The following is a 26,162-nucleotide window of genomic DNA, read 5'->3' as shown; positions in this document are numbered from 1 at the left end:
CAGTGATGTGTTGCTTTCCAGGTAGGAGATGAACACGACATTGCTTGAAAAAATTATACTTTAATTTGAAACTGTAGTGCTGTATTGGCATCGAGAAACACGATCGCGCTAGCCGCAAGCATCGCACTTCCATACCGCAGGCGAAAAAGCAATGGTTTTTGATTTGGTGCAGCCCGACTGCTACCCCAGATGAAAGTCAGCCCCCGACTCCTGACATCCGGCGCGACAAGCATCTAGCCAAGATTGAAACGATCGCGAAATTGAGGCAGTTTGGCTTGAGTGACGAGCAAATTGCAGAGTCGCTAGGGCTAACATTGGAGGAGGTTAAGCAGGTGGACTCGAAGGGGTGAGTTTGCTAGAATATGATGGAGAACACAAATATTACTTCGATCAAAATGGAATAGTAAACAATGACACTGAAAGAATTAGAAAAACAACTACTCGCCTTAACTCCCACTGAAAAAACTCAGGCAATACAGCTATTAGTCCAAAGTTTAAGCAATAGTTCCCTAGGAATTGAAAAAACTCCGGGCGTGTGTGGCGGTGATGCTTGTGTTGGCAATACTCGGATACAAGTTTGGGTACTTGTCGGGTATCGCCGTCTCGGATGCAGTGATGCTGAACTCTTTAAGTGTTATCCCCATTTAACTGCGACTGACTTAGTAAATGCTTGGGCTTATGCTGATGCTTACCCAGAAGAAATTGAAACAGCAATCAGAGAAAATGAAGAAGCATAAAACATGGCACGAATTTGCTATAATCTAACTAATATCAGAGCCAAACGATCGCACTTATGACTATACAAGAATTAGAAACTCAAGTCTTAACCTTAAATCCGGTTGATAAAGCTAAACTCATCAGCATCCTAACTCAAACTTTAACCAACGGTTCCCTCGGAATTAAAAAAACTCCCGGCGTGTGCGGCGGTGATGCTTGTGTTGGCAATACTCGCATACCCGTTTGGTCGCTGGTGTGCGATCGCCGTTTAGGTGCTTCCGATGGTATCATCCTAGAATCATTTCCCGATTTAACCGCCGCTGACTTGGTAAATGCGTGGGCTTATGCTGATGCTTACCCAGAAGAAATTGAACAAGCAATCAAAGAAAATGATGAAGTTATGGAAGAAAGTGAGGTTTATTAAAATTTGGCACGTTTTTACACAGATGAAAACTTTCCGCTAGCAGTGGTGGAATTACTGCGGGCTTTGGGTCATGATGTATTAACAGCAAGGGAAGCGGGGAATGCAAATCTTCAAATTCCTGACGAAGATGTGTTAGCTTTTGCTGCGAGCAATTACCGAACAGTTTTGACGCGCAATCGCCGTCATTTTATGCGATTGCATATTCAAAACTCTGATCATAGTGGTATTGTTGTTTGCACGGAAGACCCAAATTTTGAGAGGTTAGCGACGCGAATTAATGATGCTATTTCCGCCGCAGAAACATTGACTGGTAAATTAATTCGAGTCAACCGCCCGTCACAGTGAAAAAAAGCTGGTCGCCCAAACCATCCTAAAATCTTACTAAATGCACCAAAATTAGGTAGAATCATCTGGGTGTCTGAGGATTAACTATATGCGCTGGGTTCGATATGTGGCGATCGCGATCGTCAATGCTTTCGGTGTCGTCATCGGTATAATTTGGGTTGCAATCCCCGCAACAGTGGCTCAACCTTCCCTAAACTACCAACTCGCACTCTCCCCGCGACAACCCGACGGCGACACTCCCCAATCGCTGCCGGAACTCTACAAATTGCGCGATCGCCTCAAAGTACAATTAGATAACGTCCCGCCAACTCCCGATACCAGTCTGTTTTCCCCAGAACATTGGAAACCGGAAACCAACCGCCAGCAATCCCAAAATCTGACGCAGCAACTCCAAAACCTTCAAAGTCAGATTGAACTCGAAGAAAGAGCCAAAAATAACTGGGACTATGCTGCTAAAATAGCCTCCGAAGCCGTCGTCATTGGACGCACTTCTAAAGCCGATCCCGCTACTTGGGAACAGTCACAACGCCTGTGGCAGATTGCTATCAATAGCCTGCGGCTCATTCCCCACGGTTCTTTGTTGGCTGAACGGGCGATCGACAAAACCATCGAATATCAAGGAAACCTCACTGTCGCTACCTACGAATGGCAAGTAGCACGGTCTACACAGAAAATTAGAGCCGAGGAAGAACAGGTAAGAGAAATCGCCCGAAAAGAGCAAGAGAAAATAGAATTTGCTCGCCGCGAAATAGAGAGACAAGAACAAGAGAAAAAAGAACAAGCCCGCAGAGAAATAGAAAAACAAGAATTTGCAAGGCAAGAATTAGTCCGCAAAGAACAAGAAAAACAAGAACTCGCCCGCCAAGCAAAAGAAAGGCAAGAATTAGCACTAAAAGAATTCACCAGACAAGAATTAGAAAAGCAAGAACTAGCCCTAAAAGAACAACAAAGACAACAATTAGAACTAAATCAACCAGCAAGTCCTCAACCAACTCCCGAATCAACCGCAACACCAACTCCCGCCCCAGTAACGCCCGCTGCCTCGCCGACCAACTTCTTCTTTGCGGGAGATACTAACAGAGACGGCGAAATTAATCAGCAAGACGAAGCCGGAAAAGAACAATGGTCATTGTCTAGCGGCGCACTCGTTCTATTTAGCGATCGCAATAACGATCGCCGCAGCAAAATACCGACTTGGCAAGAAACCAAAGTCAGCGTCCCCCGCCGCGCAGCCATGCTTTCTCAAGTTAACTTAATCCTGTCTGAAAACTTCAAAACCTCTCAATTATTCATCACTGCTGATAGCATTGCCAGCCCTCACATCAGCGTTTTTCAGAAAACTGCCGACGGCTGGAAACCCGTCGATATATCCGGTGCTAAACCCCTGGTTTTCAGCACGAATATTGTATTAGGTGTGGAAGCAAAACAATTTGCCGATCGCAATTGGAACGGCACTGTGAATCTCAAAGCAACGGCCCAAAACAACGGTCAACAAATCGCCGCCACAACCATCCAAATGGGCGTTAGTCCTTGGATGATAGCGTCAAATACCGCACCAGTTACAGAAGTTCAGGTCAGCGACAGAGGCGCGGCAAACAGTGAATTTATCTCCCAACTCAAACAAGCTGTAGAGTCCACGGGCGCTCAAGTTAAAATTATCCAGGGCGATAATGCTTGGATGCAAGACAGTCAGAAAAATGGCTACGTTCAACTTCCAGGAAAATCAGATTTGCGTCAAGTTAATGTCGCCATTAAAAGCAATCGCGAATCCGATAAAAAGCCGCCTGCTAAATCAACTCAAGAGCGAGATTTGAGAGTATTTGAAATTGGCAAGCCTCGCTCTTTAGACCCAGTAAATCAGTGGTCTGATGGCTACGGAAATTTGCAGGTGACGCCACCGATTCCCGGACATCCAATGGGTCGAGTTTATTACGGGAATTCGGGGAATGCTGGTTTTAATCCAGAGGTACTTGATTTTATTCAAGCTCAGAGAATTCAAGGGCCGGCGGTGGATATTGATACTTCTTGGCTTTTGACTCGCCAAGTCGATGAAATTATCAATTTTATTCCCAGTCAAACTCCCGGAAAATATATAATGGCGATCGCCAGTCCAGAAGCCGGAGTTAAGTTATTGGAAGAATTGGCGGAAAAAGGGTACGGCGATGTTACAATCAATCGCGGCTTGAGCACTGAAACTACAGTCAGGGCTGCTTTGACAAATCCAGCTTTAATTCAACACAATCTCAATTTGCAACAGCAAAAACTTAATCCGATTTTAGAGAAGTTGAAAAGAGAGTTTTCCCTCGCCGACGACCAAATTATTCAAGTTCCGGTGATGTTTGGCTACAGCGGTTATGCTTGGTGGCCGAATATGGTAAACTCGGTGCCAGTTAACGGCAAGTTGTTAGTTTCAAATCCGCGCGGGGCAATGGTTGATGGTCTAGATTACACTCAAGAAAGATTGCGCCAATTGCTGCTTCCTGCTGGCGTTAGCGTGAGTTTTCTGGATGATAGGTATTATCAAGAATTGAAAGGAAACGTGCAGTCGGCGACGAATACTGTGAGGAAGCCAGAACCTATTCCTTTTTGGCAGTCTTTGCCTAATAATTGAGGTCTGTAGAAAGTTGCGATCGCAATTTGTGCTCAATATTTACCAGGTTTGTAGTAAGGACTTTAGTCCTCAGTGCGAGCCTCCCGCTCTCACCCTCAGTATCATTGGCCCATCACCGGATTTGATATAACTAGGACTTACGCACGGGTGGTCAGAAACCGGGTTTTTTACCTAATCTCTGCACTATAACGAAGGATTTTCGTGAAAAACCCGGTTTCTTTGCCCTGAATGCGCAAGTCCTGATAACGTAAAATATTTAAAAGCAGTATTTGTACAAGAAATTTAGCCCTATGAGTAACGAACAGGAAAAAAATCAAATTTTGACTCAGCAACCGGAAACAATTTCCCCTGCCAGCGATGAGTTCGCGAACACTGCAATTGCCAGTGTCGATTCAACTTCCGAACCAGCAGAAACTCCTACAGAAAATCCCCAGAGTGAAGCTGCTTTAACAGCAACTTCCGAAGCCGCAGAAACTCCCGCTCTACTTGCGCCGACTGAAAATATTTCAACAGCAATTGACGAAGCAGAAACACTCCCCCTGACCGCCGAAAATGCGCCGGAAACCAGTCACATCGTCGGTTATTCTCAACCCACAACTTACACCGCCAATCCCGATCCGAAACAACCTAGAATCTGGCAAATATTGGCAGTTTTTCTCAGCGGAATGTTAGTCGGTTCCGTGCTCAGTCTGGGCGCTTTGCTGGGGTGGAGAATGTATCAAGAAAGAGCAAACATTCAAATCAAACTGCACTCCGACGTACCCCTGCCGGAAAGCCCTCCGCCTGTCCCAGCAGCGCCCGCCAACCGCCGGCCAGGACTCCCCCCAGCACCCCAGCAGGCACTGCCCCCCACAATTGCTCCGTCGCCGGGCCAGACTCAAATACCATCCCTGTCTGGCGTTCCGCAACTTGCGCCGTCGCCGTCGCCGGAGCCTGCTGCTTCTGGCGCTGCGATTGAAACCCCTGTAACCGAACGAGTTAGCTTTGGGGCCGGTGCTACGGGAACTACTCTCAGCAATAGTTTGCGGGCCAACAAATCCAAACGCTACTTGCTCGACTGCAATAGCGGCCAAAGCATGACAGTCAAGGTTCAAGAAGGTCAAGTTAGTGCCGACATTATTGCTCCTAACGGTGAAAAAGTAGGTACTGTTGATAGCACAGGTCAGTGGCAAGGTCAACTAGCCAGCAGCGGCGATTATATTATTGAAATTTCGGGCGATCGCCAAGCAAACTACGGTGTTAAAATTGAAGTCAAATAGCAAGTATAATCGTATCAGGGGGTAGTTGCAAAATACATCAACCCGCCCTGGTTGCCAATTACCAATTACCAATTACTAATTACCAATGGTCGCACAAATATCTCCAAGCATCTACGAAGCCAAGACTCAGGAAATAGCTAAAGAAATCCTGAAGGCAACTCAAGACAAAAAGCGATCGTTTTTCGGCCAACTGCAAGACCAAATGCGCTGGGACGACAAACTGATGGATTGGGCAATGGCCAGTCCCGGACTGCGGGTGCAATTGTTTCGATTTATTGACTGTTTGCCCGCCCTCCGCAGCAAGCCGGAAATTGCCCGCCACTTGCAAGAATACCTGACTGTGGAAGAGGTAGAATTGCCGGAAGCATTGAAGAGATTGCTCAACTTTGCTAATGCTGATTCTGTCCCCGGCCAATTGGCTGCGACTACGGTGGCGCCTGCGGTGGAAACTTTGGCGCACAAGTATATTTCTGGGGAAAATATCAAGCAGGTAATTAAAACCTTAGAACGACTTCGCAAAGATAAAATGGGTTTTACAGTTGACCTTTTGGGGGAAGCTGTGATTACTGAAACTGAGGCGGAAGTTTATCTGAACCGCTATTTGGAATTGATGACGGAATTGAGCAATGCAGCTAAGAATTGGTCGCAGGTAGATGCCATTGACAAAGCTGACGGCGAAACTCTGCCGCGAGTGCAAGTATCTGTGAAGTTAACGGCTTTTTATTCTCAGTTTGATCCGCTGGATGCTAAAGGCAGCGAGGAGAAAGTCAGCGAGAGAATTCGCCTGTTATTGCGCCGCGCCAAAGAGTTGGGGGCTGCCGTTCACTTTGACATGGAACAGTACGCCTACAAGAGTTTAACTCTCAGCATTCTCAAAGACTTATTGTTAGAGGAAGAGTTCCGCAGCCGCACGGATGTCGGAATTACAATGCAGGCATATTTGCGGGACAGCAAACAAGATTTGCAAGGCATTATTGCTTGGGCGAAAAAACGCGGGAATCCGCTAACAGTGCGTCTGGTGAAAGGCGCTTACTGGGATCAGGAAACTATCAAGGCGATGCAGAAAGATTGGCCGCAGCCTGTCTACAACGATAAAGTTGCTACGGATGCAAATTTTGAAGCAATGACTCAGTTGTTGCTGGAAAATCACGAATATTTGTATGCTGCGATCGCAAGTCACAACGTCCGATCGCAAGCCAGGGCGATCGCGATTGCCGAAACTCTCAATATACCGCGCCGCCGCTTTGAAATGCAAGTGCTGTATGGCATGGGCGACAAATTGGCTAAGCTTTTGGTCGATCGCGGTTATCGCGTCCGAGTCTACTGTCCCTACGGCGATTTGCTGCCAGGAATGGCCTATTTGATCCGCCGCTTGCTGGAAAATACCGCCAACAGTTCGTTTATTCGGCAAAGTTCCGAAGAAATGCCGATCGAACAATTATTAGCCGCCCCAGTAGCCAATGGCAACGACCAGATAGCTTACAGCAAAGTATTTCCCAACGTCGCCGATACCGACTACGCCAATACCAAATTGCGGCAACAAGCAGAAGCAGCCATCAAATCAGTGCGGGCTAGCTTAGGTAAAACGTATTTGCCGCTAATCGACGGCGAGTACCAAAACACCGAAACAACAGTTAACTCTCTCAACCCTTCCAATCCCGCAGAAGTAGTCGGCAAAATCGGATTAATGTCCGAAGCACAAGCCAAACAAGCCCTAGAAGCAGCCAAAGCAGCCTCCACCAGTTGGCGGAAAACCCCCGTCCGCCAGCGCGCCGGAGTCCTCCGCAAAGCAGCAGAATTGATGGAACAACGGCGCCACGAACTATCAGCTTGGATGGTATTTGAAGTCGGTAAACCAGTCAGAGAATGCGATGCCGAAGTCTCCGAAGCCATTGATTTCTGTCGCTACTACGCCGACGAAATGGAACGGTTAGAACAAGGAAAAAATTACGATATAGCTGGAGAAAACAACCGCTATACTTATCAGCCACGCGGCATTTCTCTGATTATTTCTCCTTGGAATTTTCCCCTAGCAATTCCCGTCGGGATGACAGTTGCATCGCTGGTTGCAGGTAACTGTACTTTGCTGAAGCCTGCGGAATTCTCCACAGTAATTGCTGCCAAGATAGCTGAAATTTTGTTAGAAGCCGGGATTCCTAAAGGCGTATTTCAATACGTGCCTTGCAAAGGTTCAACCGTCGGCGCTTACATGGTGAAACATCCCGATGTTCACATGATTACTTTCACCGGTTCTCAGGAAGTTGGCTGTCAAATTTATGCCGAAGCTGCGATTTTGCAGCCTGGACAAAAACACCTGAAGCGAGTAATTGCGGAAATGGGCGGCAAGAATGCAATTATTGTCGATGAAAGTGCGGATTTAGACCAAGCAGTTGCAGGCGTAGTTTATTCGGCCTTTGGATACAGCGGCCAAAAATGTTCCGCTTGTTCGCGAGTAATTGTGGTCGAATCGGTGTACGATGCTTTTGTGGAAAGATTGGTAGAAGCCACGCGATCGCTCAATGTCGGCCCTGCTGAAAATCCCGGTACTCAAGTCGGCCCTGTGATTGATGCCACCGCCCAGTCGCGCATCCGCGAATACATCGAAACAGGTCGCGCTGAAGCTAAGATAGCCTTAGAAATGTCCGCACCGGAAACAGGTTATTTCGTCGGCCCAGTCATTGTTACGGAAGTATCGCCGACTGCAACTCTCGCCCAAGAAGAAATTTTTGGCCCGGTATTGTCGGTGATTCGGGCAAAGAATTTTAGTGAAGCGATTACGATTGCTAACGGCACGAATTTTGCTTTAACTGGCGGATTGTATTCTCGCACGCCTTCGCATATCGATCGCGCCCAAGCCGATTTTGAAGTCGGAAACCTGTACATCAATCGCGGAATTACTGGCGCAGTGGTATCGCGCCAACCCTTCGGAGGATTCAAACTTTCGGGTGTTGGTTCCAAAGCTGGCGGCCCGGATTATTTGCTGCAATTCCTCGAACCGCGCACCATCACGGAAAATATTCAGCGGCAAGGTTTTGCGCCGATTGAAGGAGTAGACGATTAGTCATTGGTGTCAACTTAACGTCAAACGTAGTCAGAGACTGCTGTTTACCGCCGAGGCCAGATCCCCCCTAGCCCCCCTTCACAAGGGGGGGACAAGATTCTTCTCAAAGTCCCCCTTGCTTTCGGGGGATTTAGGGGGATCTCGCAAGAGGATAAAAGCGAGATTTTTCAATGGTTTCAGTTTTTTTAGGGTGCTCTTCGGCGCACCTTACGGCTAGGGTGATATCAAAAAACTTCTGCGAGATTAGCTAGTTATAAAATGGAATCTACTAAAAATCGCGATCGACTAAATTCTCACAACCCTCCACTTGAGAAGTGGTTGCGATTTTTAATTATAGCCGTATTAGCGATCGGCATTTTATTTCGATTTGTCAATCTCGATCGCAAATTTTACTGGATCGACGAAACATATACTTCTTTGAGAGTTTCCGGCTACACCGAAGCCGAAATTATCAAAAAAACTTCGTACCAAAAAATAACCTCACCCTCGGATTTACAAAAATACCAGCAAATTAATTCGGAAAAAACTTTAAGCGACACCCTGAATTCATTAGCAACCGAAGACCCCCAACACCCGCCGCTGTATTACGTACTAGCCAGATTTTGGGCGCAGTTGTTCGGCACTTCCGTTGCAGCAATGAGAAGCTTGGCAGCAGTGATTAGCTTGCTAGTATTTCCGGCCGTTTATTGGCTGGCTTGGGAGTTATTTGAATCTGCCGCTGTGCCGTGGATGGCGATCGCAATTTTCGCAATTTCTCCCTACCACATCTTGTTTGCCCAAGAAGCAAGGCAGTACAGTTTGTGGACATTAACTACTATTTTATCCAGTGCAGCATTGCTGCGAGCAATGCGCCCTGAGTCTACTCAAAATAATCTCGCCCTGATTCTTTCCTGGGCGCTTTACGCAGGCACAGCAACACTAGGATTGTACACCCACTTGTTATTTGTCTGGGTAGCCGCAGCCCATGCAATCTACGTCGCAGTTATTGCCAACTGGCGGGATGTTAAAACATTTATTGCCTATTATGCAGCAGGAATGTTCGCCTTAATCGGCTTCATGCCTTCCCTCATAAATACTGTAGAAAACTTCAATCAAATTAAAAGTACAACAGCATGGGCAGAACAGACAAGTCTTTTAAGATTAGTTAGCAGGTGGGTGGGCGCCGTCAGCATAGCATTTTTTGATATTGGCATTGATGGCAGTGCCAGCGCCACAGAATTAGCCTTGGTAATTCCTGTTGGCATCATGATTCTAGCTTTAGTCGGCATAGCCCTTTATTTTCTGTGCCGGCAAACACCAAAACGGGTTTGGTTGTTGATATTGTTATTAATTGCCACAACCGCTTTATTTTTGGCAGTGCCCGATATACTTAAAGGTGGCAGGCGATCGGCCAATCCGCGATATTTAGTTCCTTGTTATGTGGGAATTAAGCTAGCAGTTGCTTACCTGCTGTCTGCGAAAATCAGCAACAATTTCGAGAAATTAAAACAGCAAAAATTGTGGAAAATATTAATAGTTACACTGTTTTGTGCAGGCATCATCTCCGGTGGAGTTAGTTCTCAAGCCGATAGTTGGTGGAATAAAGGCAGCGGTTGGTTGCGCGCGGAATTAGAAGTCGCTGCGACTGTCAATCAAGCCCGCAATCCCCTAATCGTCAGCGATGCGAATATAGCATACATTATGCCTTTAAGTTATCGCCTGCAACCACAAGTCAAACTGCTAATCGAACCACGCTGTTATACTTCTTGTTACAAAAATCGAGAGTTGGTACGGAAAAAACCACAACCCCCGAAAATTCCCGGCGGTTTCGGCGAGTTGTTTTTATACAGACCGTCCTCAACTTTGCGATCGGCAATTGAACAGCAAAACTATCAAATAGATCCGGCGGTTGGTAATGTCGAGCTCAATCTGTGGAAAATTACCAAAAAATAACCAGACAGGATTAAGGCAAAAAACTGGTTAATTTCCAAAAATGTCTGGTTCACCGCGACAGACTGCCAAGAAACTGAATTTTTGGAAGTATGTCTAGAGTAGAGTTCAATATGGCTGCGTTTAGCGGTAAGCTAGAAATTAAGAATAACAAAAATAACATCAAAAATCTCAAATGACAGTCACTGAAACCTCCAATATTCGCAGACTGCTGTGCGATCCCGACTTAGGGCTGATTCCTCATCTAGAAAAGTCCCTGAAAGACTTGCACTCGTCTGCGATCGCCAACGGAGAGAAATTTAAGGTAGAACCTTACGATATCGAACTCAAAAGCTGCCACACTCAGAAGCATCCCAACGACCAAAAACCCCTTGTCACTCAGTCAGTGTTAATGAAAATTCCCCTGACTGGGAAAGTTCAAGATAAGATGCACTTATATCTGATCGCAACTGAGTTGCAGAATCAAATCGACATCAAAATTATCGACTGGAGTGCCTTAGAACGCCGCCAATACGACATTCAGGGCATCCCCTTAAAACAGCCGATTACCAAAATTGAGGGCGAGATGAATTACGAGTTAGTATTCGATCGACCAAATTACTGCTGCATCACCCTGTGCCGCCAATTTGACTTGACTTACGCCGCCAATTATTAAGAGCGGAGTCGGTGGTTGATGCCGCAACTACAGAAGATGAGGACTTTAGTCCTCACTACGAACCGATGATAAAGTTTAAACCTCTTGCAAAAATAGCTAGGAACGGGCTCTTCGGCCCGTTCCACAAAAATAATTTTTTCTCTGGAACGGGCCGAAGAGCCCGTTCCCAAATTTAATTAAAAGGACTTTTGTAAGAGATATTTTGATCGTTCGGACTTTAGTCCTTCCTCATAAAACTGTAAGGAAGGACTGAAGTCCGAATGATCGAACCGGATCGAATTTAAACCGACCGATTTGCTGTTTCCGCAAGAATCTGCTTAATTTGAGCCGGAGTCAGACTCGGATTGGCCTGCAACATCAAAGCAATCACCCCAGATACGTGCGGCACTCCCATGGAAGTACCCGCAAAATATCGATAGGGAGTCCCCGGTTGAGAAAGCGGTACAGTTGAATAAACGTCCCCAGCATCCGCCCTCCCGCCGTCGCCGCCCGGAGCAACAAAATAACTAATCGCCTCAGCTCCCGCCCGGTTAGAATAATCGGCAAACAAGCCGTTGCGGTTAACACCACCGACAGCAATTCCTACCTCATTCGCAAACTTAGCCGGATAATCCACATCCGGGCGAGCATCATTTCCTGCCGCCGAAATCACCACCACGCCCTTAGCTTCGGCGGCTCGAATTGCATTCAATTCCCGATCGTTGATCTGTTGACCACCAAAACTCACATTAATGATTTTTGCACCATTTGCCACCGCGTAATTGATCGCGTTAATTTCATCTGTAATTTTGCCTACTCCTGTGCTATTGAGTATTTTCAAAGGCATAATCTTCGCAGTCGGAGCCGTTCCAGTGATGCCCACTCCATCTCTTTTTGCAGCAAGTAAACCAGAGATATGAGTACCGTGGCTGTTATCATCCATCGGATCGTTATCATTGTTGGCAAAATCCCATCCCCGGAAATCATCAACAAAGCCATTGCCATCATCATCTACGCCGTTGCTAGCTTTATTTCTACCAGTCGTATCTACGCCATTTTCCCCCGCATTGCTCCAAATATTCCCCGTTAAATCTGGGTGATTGTAGTCAACTCCGCTGTCGATAACTGCTACGACAATGCCATCTCCAGTTAAGCCCTTTGCCCAAACTTCTGGAGCCTTAATTAAGTCTCTGCCCCACTCGTCGCCGCCCAAGTCGGGAACATCAGGAAAAGTTGCAACACCTTGAGCTTTAGCAACTGCCGCCGCCGCATTCACCAAACCGAACCCAAAACGAGAGTCAAAACCCGGTGAGTTGCTGGGATTTTCAGGAACAATATTGGCAGGAGTTGCAGATAAATTTAGGGTAAAATTTGTATTACCTTGGTTTTGATAAACTCGGACAAAGTATGTTCCGGGTGCCAAATTTTTGAGATCGATCGACTCTGGCGATAAACCCGATTCTTTAGCAGAAGCAATAATATCGGTAAAGTCAATAGAATTGTCGCCATTAATATCTTTAATCACAGCCACGTCAACATCGGCACTAAAACCGCTGACAGTTAATTTAAAGTCGTTAGTTGCAGGCAAAGTAAAGCGGTAAAGGTTGTCTGGGCGAGCATTGCTAACCGAGTCGGCGATGGTTTGAGTGCTGCTCAAAACGCCTAAATCGCGGGCTTGACTGAGTTGGTTGCTCAATACGGTAGTTGCAGAGATGAATTTACCGCTGAGGTTTTGTGGAGATGTGTTGGCGACTTCGCCTAAAATAGCACCGGATTGACGAATTTTAATTACTGTATTGGGAGTGTCGGCAACTGCTTCCAAAGTGAGGTCTGCTTCGGTAAGATTGTCGGTTAGCCCGATCGCATCCTCAAAACTGTTAAAGTCAGTAATTATGTCAGCAACCGCCGGATTGGAAACAGCAGAGTTGCTGCGCAGGACAAAGGTATCTGCGCCCAAACCCCCCGTGAGCGTATCTTTGCCACCATCGCCCACTAAAACGTCGCTACCGCTGCCGCCGTTGAGGCTATCATCTCCCCTACCTCCCTCCAAGGTATCGCTGCCCTTGCCGCCAAACAGGAAGTCGTTGCCGGCACCGCCGTTAAGCAAGTCATTCCCGGCACCGCCGAAGAGTGTATCGGAATTGCCGCCGCCGAGGAGTCTGTCGTTACCATTATCACCGCTGAGGCGATCGGCATCCGAGGAACCGACAATAAAATCGTTACCACCGAGGGCAAAAAGTCCGTTAGGATAGGGAGTCAAAAAGCCCGGAGTCAAGGCGAAACTGTTGGCGCTATCATCTAAAAGATAGGAAAATCCGTCAGGGCTCGGGCCGGCCATAGAAATGTACTCCTTAAGTGCGATCGATCTAAATTTTAAATAAAAAACATGAAATTCAGGTTAAGAAATCTACCATCCCAAATTCACTAATCAGGATCGGAAAATGGGAAAACCACACTTGCATCGAATTCAGAATTTTTTCAACCTCGCAAAATCGCGTTTAAAGCCTTATTTGCGCTACGTGATTTTGGGCGGGACGTTTTTATTTATTGCCCAAGCTTTTTTAACTCACTGGCGAGAAGTCGCGAATATCCAAATTAGAGCCGAAAGTTTTCCGTTGCTGGCGATCGCCCTCGGCGTCACTTTACTGTCTCTAATTTTTGTCGGCTGGGTGTGGATGTTAATTTTGCGGGAATTCCGCCAACCTGTAAATGCCGCGTGGGCGATTCAAGTTTTTCTCAAGACTAATATTGCCAAGTATTTACCGGGGAATATTTGGCATTTTTGGGGTCGAATCTTGGAAGCCAAAAAAGCCGGGATTTTCCCCAAAGCTGCTACTCTCAGCGTGCTGCTAGAACCCTTGCTGATGGCTTCTGCGGGCGTGCTGATTGGGTTGATTTGTTTTGACAAAATCAATTGGTTGTTGCGGATTTTCGGTTTGGCTGCTATTTTGACGGCGATTCATCCCCGAATTTTAAATCCGATCGTCCTTTTTGTAGAGCGGTTGAAGTTATCCAAGAACAAGGGGGAAAATTCAGAGGTTGGGGAGGCTGCGGGCGATCGACTGATTTCGCGTTTAGGGTCTAGCTCCAGTATAGCGAAAAAAACATCGAGTGTCAAGTCTAATCGCCAAATTAATTTACCAATTAAACGCTATCCTTTAGTGCCGTTAATCGGACAAATGTGTTTTATCGGATTGCGGGGCTGCGGATTTTTGCTAACGGTAATGGCTTTAACTCCGGTGAATCTTAACGATATTCCTAACTTGTTCGGTGCTTTTTGTTTTGCGTTTGTGGTGGGTTTAGTTGTACCGGGTGCGCCGGGGGGAATGGGAGTATTTGAAGCAACGGCGATCGCCCTGCTGTCCGATCGCTTTTCTACGGGTATAATTCTGAGTGCGGTGGCTTTGTATCGGATAATTAGTATTCTGGCGGATGTTGCGGGTGCTGGTTTGGCAAAGATCGATCGCCAGCGCGGGCACAGTTAAAAAAAGAAGACCGGGCGGTTGAAACCGCGTCTATACAGACAAAACCCGAGCTCAGAGGGGTTGAAGATTACGTTGTTTTCTTAAGTCCGCGGAGGCGGACATCGTTTGTTTAGACGCGGTTTCAACCGTACGTCCCATCTACAAACCTGTTTATTTGCGGATACGATATGGGATTAAAGCATTTTTTCGAGAAATTGCTTGGCCCGATCGCATTTCGGGTTACTAAAAAACTCCTGCGGCGGCACATCTTCCGCCACCTTTCCGCCATCGAGAAACAAAATCCGGTGGGCGACTTCCCGCGCAAAACCCATCTCGTGAGTCACAATTGCCATCGTAATCCCCGTCTGCGTCAAAGCTTTCATCACCTCTAACACTTCTTTAACCATTTCAGGATCGAGTGCAGAAGTCGGTTCATCCATCAGCAAAATTTCCGGTTCCATCGCCAAGCAGCGGGCGATCGCCACCCGCTGTTTTTGACCCCCCGAAAGCTTAGAAGGATAAACATCTGCCTTATCCGACAAACCGACTTTTTCCAGCAATTCTAAGCCCTTCAGACGCGCTTCATCCTTAGCAACGTGCTTCACCTTGAGAGGCGCATAGGTAACATTTTGCAGCACAGTCATGTGCGGGAACAAGTTAAATTGCTGAAACACCATCCCCACTTTCTGCCGTATTTTCATAATATCCGCCTTCGGCAAAGTGATATCTACGCCGTCAATGTAAATCTGTCCTGAAGTCGGAACTTCCAGGAGATTCAAACAGCGTAAAAAAGTAGACTTACCGCACCCCGAAGGGCCGATAATCGCGATCACTTCTCCTTTCTGAATCTCCGTGGTGATCTCGCGCAAAACCTTAAGATTGCCAAAAGATTTATAAAGGCGATCGACCTTAACTGCTAGTTTGGAGTCTGCGTTCGAGTACATTGGCCCCCCAAGTTAAACTAAGCACCATCAAATAATAAATTGCGCCGACAAATATCAAAGGTTCAAAGTAAATATACTTTTCTGCTCCCACAATTGTAGCGCGGCGCAGCAAATCTTCTACGCCGATTACCGAAACCAAAGCTGAATCCTTCAACAAAGCAATACTTTCATTCACCAATGCAGGCAAGATATTTTTCAATGCTTGCGGCAAGATAATATCGCCCATCATCTGTTTGTAGGGAACCCCAAGGGATTCTGCGGCTTCTTTTTGACCTTTATCTACGGCTTGAATTCCCGCGCGGATGGTTTCGGAAATATAAGCCCCAGAATTCAGCGAAAAAGTAATCACGCCAGCTTGCAGCGCAGATATATTATAGCCCGTAAGCTGCGCCGTTGCAAAATAAACTAAAGTCAATTGCAAAATTAGCGGCGTTCCTCTAAAAATTGAGGTGTAAGCAGTGCCGAACCAAGCCAGCGGTTTAATGCTAGAAATCTTAAACAGAGACAGCACGATTCCCCAGAGAAATCCCAGAAAAGCCGACAGCAAGGTAAAGGTGAGCGTTACCCAAATGCCGGACAAAATATAAGGCAAACTCGGCACGATTTTGCCAAAATCTAACTTGAATTTTGGCGCTACCGCCGGCTGATTTGCTGGAGTCGGTTCTGCTTGCGCGATCGGGCGAGAGAACCATTTAGTAGCTAGTTCCTTAATTTGACCGCTGGCTTTCATTTGCTGGAGGACTCGGTTGAATTCGGGAACTAATGTCGAACCTTTGGGAAAGGCGATCGCCGAACCGCTTTCTTCAGTATTCGGAATTGTATTAAATTCCAAGTCAGGGTTGGCTGCTGCATAACCTGTAGCGACAGTATCTTCAATTACTCCCGCCGCGAGTCGGTTCGCTTTAATTTCTTGGATGATGTCAGGAATCTTGTTCAGAGGAGCGAGTTGCACCCCTGCCATTTTTTTCACAGCTTCTTGCTGAATGCTTCCGAGTTGAACCCCTACTTTTTTCCCAGTTAAATCTTCAGGTTTGGTCAAATTGCTGCCTTTTTTGGCGACAATTGTATTTTGAGCTTCGTAGTAAAGGTCAGAAAAATCTACATTTTTTTTCCTTTCGGCTGTGGGAGTCATTCCCGCCATGACTAAATCGGCTCTTTTTGCCTGCAAAGCCGGAATTAAGCCGTTAAAATCCATGCCAATTACTTTCAGCTCGTAGCCCAATTCTTTAGTAATATATTTGGCAATATCGATGTCAAAACCGATGATTTCGTTGCCGCTAACCGCTGTATCTTTAAATTCATAGGGCGGGTAGTCTGGGGAAGTCGCTAGGGTTAAAGTTTTGTTGGCTTGGGCGTAACTGGCGATCGCAATTAAGCTAAAGGCGATCGCGATCGCGATCGCCACCATCGATCGCAATTTAAAACGTTTCATATCCAGCATTTTCCTCACAAATCCCCTTGCAAATAAAATATTCTAAAAGTTGCAATGAAGTCACCATTCTAAAGATAGAGAATTGCACAGCAAACCTACCTAAAAAATGTTCGCAGCGCACAGTTATTAATATTATACCTCTACTAAAAGTCCTTTTAATCAAATTTTTGGACGGGCAAGATGCCCGTTCCACACAAGAAAAAAAATTTGTGTGGGACGGGCATCTTGCCCGTCCTAGCTATTTTCGGACGGGCAAGATGCCCATTCCACACAAGAAAAAAATTTGTGTGGGACGGGCATCTTGCCCGTCCTAGCTATTTTTGCAACAGCTCTATTTTAGAAATTAAAGCTAGTGCGTAAAACTCCCACCCATGTTGTACCGTTGTCCTTATTGTGATCCGTATTTGTAATCAGATAAACTCCGGGCGTAACGCTGATAAAATCGCTGACTTGGATGCGGTAAAGAGCTTCTACGTGGACAGAAGTAGCATTGTCTTTGTTATATTTAATATCGTTGCGAGTCACCTTGGGCGGGACACCAACAATCAAGCCGCCGACATTACCTTCTCCGAACAAATCTGGGAAGGCAAAAGTTACCCCACTGTTCCAAATTCCCGCCTTCGCATCGCCGTCAGACAACTGTTGAGCGTCTACGTATCCCGCCCAGCCGGAAAGCGTAAATCGAGACGAAGGCCGCCAGCTTGCTTGAAGGCCGAAATGGTTCCCTCTGGTAGCACTTTGATTGAATGGTTGATTGGCGTTATTGCTGCCGGTACCGAGGGAAAGATCGACATCATTTTTGCGGGAGTAACTTCGCACGTAACTTAGGGCTAAATCGAGATTGGAACTTGGGGAATATGTTAATTGAGCGATCGCCCCGTAGCTGCTATTAAAAATTCCGTTACCCTGTGTAGAGTCAGCCGCGTTATTTGCCAGATAGCTCAAAGTTAGATTCAGCCGATCGCTCAATTGGTGATTGATGGCAATTCCCGTTTCTCCGGGAGTGTTGTAAATAGCGGGGTTGAAGGCTGCGAACCGAGAAAGGGCGCCTTGAGCCGCACTATCAAAATAAGGGTTGATTAACGGAGCAACGTCATCCGAAGTAAGTCCAGTTGCTCCTATTTCGACAGTGGTGCGGCTCCCGATGAGGAACTGATAGCTGAGTTTATCGAGGACGATTTGAGAGCCGCGATCCCCGTCGAAGTTGGTGCGAGTCATGGGAGTGCCGGTAGTGCGATCGTACCGAGCATTATTTCTCGCTTGCAACCGCGTTCTCAAACGGTCAGTTCCCGTAAAGCTAGTATCGAAATTCAAGCGCACCCGGTAGCCAAGATTTGCAGTAGTTTTGTCATCACCCACAGCACCTTTTCCGAAGGTATCGCTCACCGCAAAAATGGTTTCTGCATTCAATTTAGTAGTTGTCGAAAACTGATTTGCTTCGAGTTCGCTAGTCCGCGCTTCTAAGGCATCAACTCGACCGCGCAAGCTAGCTAATTCGGCGGCAAATTCTTCTTGCAAGCGTTGAAGTATTGCCAAATCTTCTTTGGTGACAAAATTAGCGGTTGACGAGCCAATTAGTTTGGTAACTTGGTCTAAACAAGCGTTTACACCTGCGGCAAATTCGTATCGAGTTAAAGCTCGGTTGCCGCGATAGGTTCCGTCTGGATATCCCGCGATGCAGCCGTAGCGTTCCACCAGGGATTGTAGGGCTTGGAAAGCCCAATCTGTGGGTCGCACGTCGGACAGTTGAGATACTGATGTCACTTGCTCCATCGAGGTGGAATCGGGCGATCGAGCGGCAGGTTTTTCTTGCTCAACCGCTGGGGTTTCAGATTGCTTTAACTCGCTGGCAATGACTGGCGCAGTCGAGGGATTTGATGTTGCGGTTAATTCGCTTTCTGAGGTGTCTGCTGTCTCGCTAGAGGCCTCTGTTTCTGTGGACGCGGGAAGTTTTGCGGCTGGATTCGGCGCACCTGTTTCTGCGGCAAACTGCTGCGGGTTTTCCCCAAGGGCGATCGGCTCTTGTGCATCAGGAATTTGCAGCGGTGCGGCAGTTGTTTCTGCTGCAAAGACTGTGTTTTCTACCAACAACAGGTTACTAAAGAAAGCTAGGCAAAACCATAAACTTTTCCCAAAAAGTTTTGACATTGTGGCTCCTGCTATATAAATAGTGAAAAATCTTGTTTCTTGTCACCGCAGCGAGAACGGGTTTTACTTAACGCAAACCCTGGCTCGGCAACAATTATTTCACAACCCAACTTTTGAATATAATTGAGCTGGCGTTGAAATTACTAAAATCCACAATCCGCACTCTTCAGGATGGGCGGATATCTGTGTTTTGCTCTTTTCTCGTTCCTGGGCGCCCTCTGAACCCTAGAAGAGTTGGTTGAGAATAATTTTCAACCGCAGAGGGAGGCAGGTAGATATTTTATCTTAGTGCAGAAAATCGATCGCTGTCAAGTCTGTGCGATCGCCGATCGCAGTAAACCATGACAATTGATAGCTGTGCCAGTACAAACGATATTTAGCTACTACCAATTATTAATTCTGATTACCGTCACTCAATGAGACTCCAATTGCATTCAGGCGATCGCTCTGCTTAAAATTATCTGCGTCTATCTGTGTTCATCTGCCTGAAATCTGCGATCGCTCTATCAATCAAAAATTTATCTGGTGAAATCAACAAAGTTTCTTCCAATTTTGTTGAAAAATTTGTCAGAAAAAAGAGCTATTACCTATTGACTTTCCTAGGATTCTTGTGGTATATTTTAGATAATGGGAGTGGTGACTACGATTTTAAAATTGCCACCACTCCCATTATTTAATAATACATTATTGAATGGTCAAAGTCAAGCGTTTGACCCGAAAAAAAAAGGCGATTTTTTTTAATTTACTTAAAAAAAATCAATCGAAGCTCATTACCAATTCGCCGTTACCTTCAATCACTTCGCCGATCGCGAAGGCACCAATTCCCTGAGACTGAAACCACTTCACAGCCTGTTCAACTTCCCGGCGATCGAGCAACAGGACAAATCCAATCCCCATATTAAAAGTATGGAACATATCGGCAGTCGCAACTGAACCAGCTTCAGCAATCCAGTCAAAGATCGGCAAACTCGGCCAGCTATTACCATCAATTTTCACAGATTGATTTTCTCCCAAACAGCGCGGCAAATTTTCCGGCAAACCGCCGCCAGTAATGTGAGCCATACCGTGAATTTCCAAACCGCTCTTAATTGCTTCGAGGACTGGTTTCACATAAATTGTAGTCGGAGTCAGCAGCACTTCTCCTAAAGTTTGACCGCCCAATTTTTCCGGTTGGGAATGCCAATCAAAACCTAAATCGCCCGCAATTTTTCTCACCAAACTAAAACCGTTGCTGTGCACGCCGGAACTAGCCAGCCCGACAGCCACATCTCCCACCCGTACCTGGGAAGCGTCCAATAATTTGCTCTTTTCGACAATTCCCACGCAAAACCCAGCCAAATCGTACTCGCCCGCTTGGTAAAAACCGGGCATTTCTGCCGTTTCCCCTCCGAGCAAAGCACAGCCCGCTTGCTTGCAACCCTCAGCAATCCCCGTCACCACCGCAGCTAATTGTTCTGGATTTAACTTTCCCGTCGCTAAATAATCGAGAAAAAAGAGCGGTTCCGCCCCGGATGTCAGCACGTCGTTGACGCACATCGCCACCAAGTCGATACCTACCGTGTCGTGGCGATCGAGATCGTGGGCCAATCTCAACTTAGTCCCAACGCCGTCAGTGCCCGAAACCATCACCGGCTCTTTTAAACCCTCCGGGACGCTGAAAAACCCGCTAAATCCACCGAATCCACCCAAAACTCCCGATCGGTGGGTACTTTTGACTGTATTCTTGATGCGATCGACAAAAGCTCTGCCCGCCTCAACATCTACACCTGCTGCTCGATAATCCATAAGTCCGCCACATCGATTTGTAAGTTTTAGTTTATTCCCATAGTGGTTAACAGATGAATCAAACGAGCCGGAACTCCGGTCAAAAATTTGGGGCGGCCCGCGACGAGTGTCGCAAAATTGTATCAATTTTGGGAGCGGGGTCAACCGTCAACACTTGACAAACAACTTTTTTTAGGCTAGCGATTCGGCAGTCCACAAAATACCCAAAAAGATTGTAAATTTTTGTAAAGTTTTCAGGAATTGTGAAAACGGCTGTAAGCACTGCAATTAAAGGATTTTATGAGACCGAGTTCCGAGAAGATTTGATGCAGATTCGGTGCAATGTGCCGGCACAGCGATCCCCAAGCGCAAAAGTATGTGGTAGTCTGTTGCAGTTCGTGAACAACACACAAATTGCGGATCGAGTATGAGTTGTCAAATATCAGGGAAGTTTCAGCCAAATTTTTTTGGGGCTGAAGCATTAAAGCCAAAACGCACCCCGATACTTTGCTTTGACTCACGGGGGAATGGCGAAGGAATCAAGAAAAATTCTTGACGCCTGCCGCCAAATGGCCAATCCTCCAATCTCGGTTGGCAATGGCTATTCACAAAAATGGACGTATGAAGGAAAAATTTGTTGGTGGTTTACTCGCTGTCCTGTTAGTTCCTGTGGTAGGAACGGCATCGTCTTGTCACGCACAAGCAACAGATGTCGTCAAGCACAACTCTCAAGGTTCCAAGCAAGTAATTGCCACCCAACCGTCCCCGCCGTTAAACGCGACTCGGGTCGAAGCACAGAAAGTGGGACAGTATCAGTACCAAGCAAGAGCTGACATTGACCGAGACTCGATCGCCAAAATTCAGCCCCACGACTTGGGCGGGCGACAAGCAGCGACAGTCTACGTGCGAAACATTCCAGTCATCACCTTTCTCAACACCAGTCCGGAAACAAATACCAAAATCGGAGAAACTGGGGACAGCCAAGCCGGTACTCGCAGTCAGTTGAAAGTAGCGGCCCAGAAAGACAATTCCAAAGTCGGAAACATTGCCAGCAACGAAAGCAACCAAGAACCAGATCCAGTGTGGCGGGCATCCAGCCTAGCAGCAAGACTCAACCAGCTAGCCCGCAACAACATCGATCCGAACAGCATTACCGTTAAGTGGGAAAAAGGCGATCGCTACCTGATCCAGGCAAACGGCGAGGACTTGGTAAACATCAACGCCGAAACCATCCTCCCCGACACCACCAGCGACTTTAGCCGAGACGCCCTGCAAGTAACCAATCGCCTCCGCCGACTGCTGGGCAACGCCCCACCCCTGCAAGCAGTCGCAGACCAACCGCAACCAGAAGCCCCCGTGCTGTCTCTGGGCCCAGTTCAAGTGCGGCTCAGCGGCTGGGCTTCCTGGTACGGCCCGGGATTTGACGGCAACCTCAGCGCCAGCGGCGAGCGTTTCAACCAAAATGATTTGACAGCAGCCCACCGCCAATTGCCCTTCGGCACTAGAGTCATGGTGCGAAATCTCGACAACGGCCGCTCCGTCATCGTCCGGATTAACGATCGCGGCCCCTACGTGGGCGATCGGCTGATTGACTTGTCGGCCGGCGCAGCCAACGTGCTGGGAATGATGAGCAGCGGCGTTGCGAGAGTGGAAATCGAAGTAATCGAACCCAAGCAACAAACAACTGTGGGACGTTGACAGTTGACAGTTGACAGTTGACAGTTGACAGTTGGCAGTTGACAGTTGACAGTTGACAGTTGGCAGTTGACAGTTGACAGTTGGCAGTTGACAGTTGACAGTTGACAGTTGACAGTTGATAGTTGGCAGTTGACAGTTGACAGTTGGCAGTTGACAGTTGACAGTTGACAGTTGACAGTTGACAGTTGATAGTTGGCAGTTGACAGTTGACAGTTGGCGGTTGACAGTTGACAGTTGGCAGTTGACAGTTTGCCCGAAAAGCCGCTCGTTGGGTTGACAGCAATTGACAAAAGAAGGCCGAGGATTGGAGTAATGAATAGTCTTGTTTTAATTTCTCCCTACAAGGGTTCCGGCTTTAAACCAATTCTTTCTGGTAAGGCAGAATAAATAAGTTATCCGAAGTGTAGAAGGCAGAAAGTAGAATAAAAATGACATCTTGGACTCGTCGAGTCCCGATGCGGGCGGGCGAGTTTGTTGCTAACATCGCCACAAGATGTCAGATTGAAAAAATTCTCAATCAAAAATTCTGCATTCTGCCGAATGCCTTCAGGAGATTCTACCGGTGCGCCTGTTTACGACAATTGCAGCACTTCGCTGCTACTTAAATTTACAAAAGTCTGCTGTACCTGATTTGACAGTCGGTTTAGTGCCGACAATGGGAGCTTTGCACAGCGGACATCTCAGCTTGATCCAGCGAGCAAGACAAGAAAATGCGATCGCCCTGGTCAGCATTTTTGTCAACCCGCTGCAATTTGGGCCAACAGAAGATTTTCAAGATTATCCTCGGAATTTGGAGCGAGACCGGCTGCTGTGCGAACAAGCTGGGGTTGATGCAGTTTTTGCTCCCCCAGCAACAGAAATGTTCGGCAACCAAAAGGTCGATTCCCTAGGGGATAGCTTCGCTTCACGTACAGAAACACCCAAAACCGCCCAAACACAAATTCACCTTTCATCCTTAACTCAAGTAGTGCCGCCGCCGGCGATGACATCAGTGTTGTGCGGCAAGTCGAGGCCCGGTCATTTTCAGGGCGTGGCGGCAATTGTGACCAAACTTTTGAGTTTAGTGCAGCCGACAAAAGCTTATTTCGGGCAGAAAGACGCGCAGCAACTAGCAATTATTCGCAAGCTGGCTGTAGATTTTAACTTGCCTGTAGAGATTGTTGCTTGCCCGATCGCCCGCGAAGAATCTGGACTGGCAATGAGTTCTCGAAATCAGTATTTAACAACAGAGCAAAAACAGCAAGCCTGCGTACTCTACCGCGCGCTGCAACAAGCCTCAAAAACTTTTGCCTCAGGCGACCGCACCTCCACCGCTGCACTTGCTGCTGCGCGCGCAGAAGTCGCAGCAGAACCCGCAGTCAAGCTGGAATACGCCGAACTCGTCGATCCCGACACTTTGATGCCGTTGCAGGTTGTGGAAACAGCGGGACTTTTGGCAGTAGCAGCCAGAGTCGGTTCTACTCGGTTGATTGACAATATAATTCTCAGGAACCGGCGACCAATTGTGGCGATCGACGGCCCGGCGGGCGCTGGGAAATCCACCGTAACTCGCCAAGTAGCCACAACTCTGTCGCTGTTTTATCTGGATACTGGGGCGATGTATCGGGCGCTGACTTGGCTGGCTTTGAAAACAGACACGCCGATTTCTGACGAATGTGCGATCGCCGAATTAATCAGTTGCAGCTATTTAGAATACAACCTCGATCCCGGATCTTTGAGGCTGAAGATTAACGGCGAAGACGTAACCGAGGCAATTCGCAGTTTGGAAGTGACATCCCGCGTCTCAGAAATGGCGGCGATTCGGGCCGTGCGGGAGTTTCTGGTGGAGGAACAGCGGCGCTGCGGCAAATCCGGCGGAATTGTGGCAGAAGGCCGGGATATCGGCACTAACGTGTTTCCCGATGCGGAATTGAAGATTTTTTTGACGGCTTCGGTACAAGAGCGAGCGCGCAGGCGGTTGTTACAACTTAAAGAGACCGATCGGGCTAGTATTAGCTTGGCACAGTTGGAACAAGACATCGCTCTGCGGGACGAAAAGGACAGCACTCGCAAGATTGCACCTTTGCTCCAAGCAGCCGATGCTGTAGAAATTCAAACAGATAATCTGACTGTTGACGAAGCGATCGATCGGATTGTCGGCTTGTACCAAGAGAGAATCGGCCCGAAAAGTTAATTTTAGGGCTGGTGGGGCGGGCGATCGATCGCCCACTGTCTCAAATCCGGTGCAATCAACTTATAGTGTCAGGTAGGGACGCTGGCGCCAGTCTGAGTCTCTAGGAATATAGCGTGTGATTAACAGGATTTGAGCAGCATCCCCGTTGGAAAAAGTTTACTCATTCCCGGTTTTCATGGGGAGACGAGGGTTTCTTGTACACAAGTCTTAAATTTTTTTATCCTGATGGACTTCCCTGCGATCGGTTATTTGCAGTAGCATTTTTAGGAGCCATCCGATTTAAGATTATCGTCTTAACTGGATTAACTTAATATCAACATAAAATCTACAATTAACTTTGCAAGGTGTGAAAGGAGAGAATGACGTGACAAAAATTAAACGGCTGTTGAGGCGGCGAAAAAAATTAATCGTTGCTTTTATAGCCGCAGTAGGCAGTTTTTTGCTGGGTGTGACGTTGCCGATGAACTTGCGGGCAAGTGCACCAGCGACACCAATGCAGCCCCAGGTATTGGCTGTATCCCAGTCACAAAAACCAAAGCCGATCGCCAATGTTAATGGTATCAGAGGGGCGATCGCCCATCGAGTTGAATTTTCCCAACAGGCTCTAGCCTCTTTGGAGGAAACCCGCTTTAAAACAGACCTACCGTCCCAGTTTAAAGGTACAATGCTCCGTCAGGCGAAACTCGACTCGCAGCACAAGGCGATCGCCCTGACATTTGACGATGGCCCCTGGCCGACAACAACTAGACAAATCCTAGATATTCTCAAGAAAAACAATATTAAGGGTACATTTTTTTGGGTAGGAAGATACCTGCAAACATATCCCGAACTTGGCAAACAAGTGGCGGCGGCTGGTCACGCGATCGGCAACCACACTTGGAATCACCAATACATTAAATATAACGAAGACGGTGCCGCTCGGGAGATCGATCGCACCTCAGCCTTAATCGAAGAAGTAACAGGGGTAAAAACATCAATGTTCCGCCCGCCGGGAGGAATTTTAAACAATGGATTGGCAGCTTACGCACAGAAAAAAAATTATGCAGTTATCATGTGGTCTGCGGATTCTTTAGATTGGCGGACTGCGACGCAATCGTTGATGGATAACGTGATGCGGCAAGCAAATTCCGGCGGCATTGTGCTGATGCACGACGGCGGAGGCAATCGAGCGAGGACTGTACAAGCTTTGCCGGATATTATTGCTAAATTGAGAAAGGAGGGGTACAAATTCGTAACAGTTCCAGAGTTGTTGCAAATGCAAGAACAAGATTTGAAAAAGCAGGAAACAGCACAAAAATAAAAAAATGGGAGAGTGGAATTAATCGCCATTTTCCCATTTTTTTTAGGGAGTTCGATAGATTCTGAGAACTAGAGCTGAAGGAATAAGGAAGAAGTGGCAACCGCAGTCGGTTCCACCGGAAGTTCTTAATTGCGGAAATGATTGCTTTAATTGCATTTCCCTTCTTCCTTCTTCCTTCTTCTTTCTTCCTGGTTCCTTCTTCCTGGTTCCTTCTTCCTGTGCACAAATTGATCGACAATCGCTAAGCTGTCGCGCATTT

The 26,162-nt window shown here is 47.2% G+C and carries 18 protein-coding genes; 12 read left to right on the top strand and 6 right to left on the bottom strand.

All coding sequences use genetic code 11. The features are described 5' to 3' along the window. Positions 1-53 precede the first annotated feature (53 nt). Positions 54-233, bottom strand: coding sequence for a hypothetical protein (locus tag QUB68_RS18820; protein ID WP_332995305.1), 180 nt, complete (start codon positions 231-233; stop codon positions 54-56). Between the two features lie 177 nt (positions 234-410). On the opposite strand from QUB68_RS18820, the gene QUB68_RS18815 reads away from it, so the two are divergent. The 8 genes from QUB68_RS18815 (at position 411) to QUB68_RS18780 (ending at position 11,001) form a co-directional block, all read left to right on the top strand. After that, complete coding sequence (locus tag QUB68_RS18815) at positions 411-737, top strand: DUF433 domain-containing protein (RefSeq protein WP_332995303.1); 327 nt, start codon at positions 411-413, stop codon at positions 735-737. 56 nt (positions 738-793) lie between these two features. Then, on the top strand, positions 794-1,141 hold the full coding sequence (locus tag QUB68_RS18810) for a DUF433 domain-containing protein (protein ID WP_332995301.1): 348 nt from the start codon (positions 794-796) through the stop codon (positions 1,139-1,141). Positions 1,142-1,144: 3 nt separating this feature from the next. After that, a complete protein-coding gene (locus tag QUB68_RS18805) occupies positions 1,145-1,486 on the top strand; it encodes a DUF5615 family PIN-like protein (protein ID WP_332995300.1) in 342 nt (113 codons plus the stop codon). 88 nt (positions 1,487-1,574) lie between these two features. Further along, positions 1,575-4,097: a protein-arginine deiminase family protein gene (locus QUB68_RS18800; protein ID WP_332995298.1), complete on the top strand. Its 2,523-nt coding sequence runs from the start codon at positions 1,575-1,577 to the stop codon at positions 4,095-4,097. A gap of 290 nt (positions 4,098-4,387) precedes the next feature. Beyond that, positions 4,388-5,356 (top strand): hypothetical protein, encoded by a 969-nt coding sequence (locus QUB68_RS18795; protein WP_332995296.1) that lies wholly within the window; start codon positions 4,388-4,390, stop codon positions 5,354-5,356. An 85-nt stretch (positions 5,357-5,441) separates the two neighbouring features. Further along, entirely contained in the window at positions 5,442-8,417 is a 2,976-nt protein-coding gene (pruA, locus tag QUB68_RS18790; protein ID WP_332995294.1) for an L-glutamate gamma-semialdehyde dehydrogenase, read from the top strand. A 258-nt stretch (positions 8,418-8,675) separates the two neighbouring features. Continuing rightward, positions 8,676-10,349 (top strand): glycosyltransferase family 39 protein, encoded by a 1,674-nt coding sequence (locus QUB68_RS18785; RefSeq protein ID WP_332995292.1) that lies wholly within the window; start codon positions 8,676-8,678, stop codon positions 10,347-10,349. Between the two features lie 172 nt (positions 10,350-10,521). Continuing rightward, positions 10,522-11,001, top strand: coding sequence for a hypothetical protein (locus tag QUB68_RS18780; protein WP_332995290.1), 480 nt, complete (start codon positions 10,522-10,524; stop codon positions 10,999-11,001). Positions 11,002-11,281: 280 nt separating this feature from the next. On the opposite strand, the gene QUB68_RS18775 is transcribed toward QUB68_RS18780, so the two are convergent. Then, positions 11,282-13,318 carry a S8 family serine peptidase gene (locus QUB68_RS18775; protein WP_332995288.1) on the bottom strand — a complete coding sequence of 679 codons (2,037 nt, stop codon included), beginning with the start codon at positions 13,316-13,318 and terminating at the stop codon, positions 11,282-11,284. A 103-nt stretch (positions 13,319-13,421) separates the two neighbouring features. Between QUB68_RS18775 and QUB68_RS18770 the strand changes: the two genes are divergently transcribed. Further along, positions 13,422-14,465 (top strand): lysylphosphatidylglycerol synthase domain-containing protein, encoded by a 1,044-nt coding sequence (locus QUB68_RS18770; RefSeq protein ID WP_332995286.1) that lies wholly within the window; start codon positions 13,422-13,424, stop codon positions 14,463-14,465. 173 nt (positions 14,466-14,638) lie between these two features. On the opposite strand, the gene QUB68_RS18765 is transcribed toward QUB68_RS18770, so the two are convergent. The 4 genes from QUB68_RS18765 to purM form a co-directional block, all read right to left on the bottom strand. Continuing rightward, on the bottom strand, positions 14,639-15,388 hold the full coding sequence (locus tag QUB68_RS18765; protein ID WP_332995285.1) for an amino acid ABC transporter ATP-binding protein: 750 nt from the start codon (positions 15,386-15,388) through the stop codon (positions 14,639-14,641). After that, positions 15,354-16,820: an ABC transporter substrate-binding protein/permease gene (locus QUB68_RS18760; RefSeq protein ID WP_332995284.1), complete on the bottom strand. Its 1,467-nt coding sequence runs from the start codon at positions 16,818-16,820 to the stop codon at positions 15,354-15,356. Before QUB68_RS18760 ends, QUB68_RS18765 begins: the two co-directional genes overlap by 35 nt. Positions 16,821-17,156: 336 nt before the next feature. After that, positions 17,157-18,968, bottom strand: a complete 1,812-nt coding sequence (locus tag QUB68_RS18755) for an iron uptake porin (RefSeq protein ID WP_332995283.1) — start codon at positions 18,966-18,968, stop codon at positions 17,157-17,159. A gap of 756 nt (positions 18,969-19,724) precedes the next feature. Beyond that, the gene (gene purM, locus QUB68_RS18750; RefSeq protein WP_332995280.1) at positions 19,725-20,753 is read right to left on the bottom strand and encodes a phosphoribosylformylglycinamidine cyclo-ligase; all 1,029 of its coding nucleotides are present in this window, start codon (positions 20,751-20,753) and stop codon (positions 19,725-19,727) included. Between the two features lie 576 nt (positions 20,754-21,329). On the opposite strand from purM, the gene QUB68_RS18745 reads away from it, so the two are divergent. From QUB68_RS18745 to QUB68_RS18735, 3 genes are all read left to right on the top strand, one after another. After that, positions 21,330-22,430, top strand: coding sequence for a septal ring lytic transglycosylase RlpA family protein (locus tag QUB68_RS18745; protein ID WP_332995278.1), 1,101 nt, complete (start codon positions 21,330-21,332; stop codon positions 22,428-22,430). Positions 22,431-22,992: 562 nt separating this feature from the next. Further along, the gene (locus QUB68_RS18740; RefSeq protein ID WP_332995276.1) at positions 22,993-24,603 is read left to right on the top strand and encodes a bifunctional pantoate--beta-alanine ligase/(d)CMP kinase; all 1,611 of its coding nucleotides are present in this window, start codon (positions 22,993-22,995) and stop codon (positions 24,601-24,603) included. A 364-nt stretch (positions 24,604-24,967) separates the two neighbouring features. After that, positions 24,968-25,903, top strand: coding sequence for a polysaccharide deacetylase family protein (locus QUB68_RS18735; protein WP_332995274.1), 936 nt, complete (start codon positions 24,968-24,970; stop codon positions 25,901-25,903). Positions 25,904-26,162: the final 259 nt, after the last annotated feature.

The organism is Microcoleus sp. A006_D1 (genome assembly GCF_036702805.1).
Classification (GTDB): domain Bacteria; phylum Cyanobacteriota; class Cyanobacteriia; order Cyanobacteriales; family Microcoleaceae; genus Microcoleus.
This window is presented reverse-complemented; position numbering and strand designations above follow the sequence as displayed.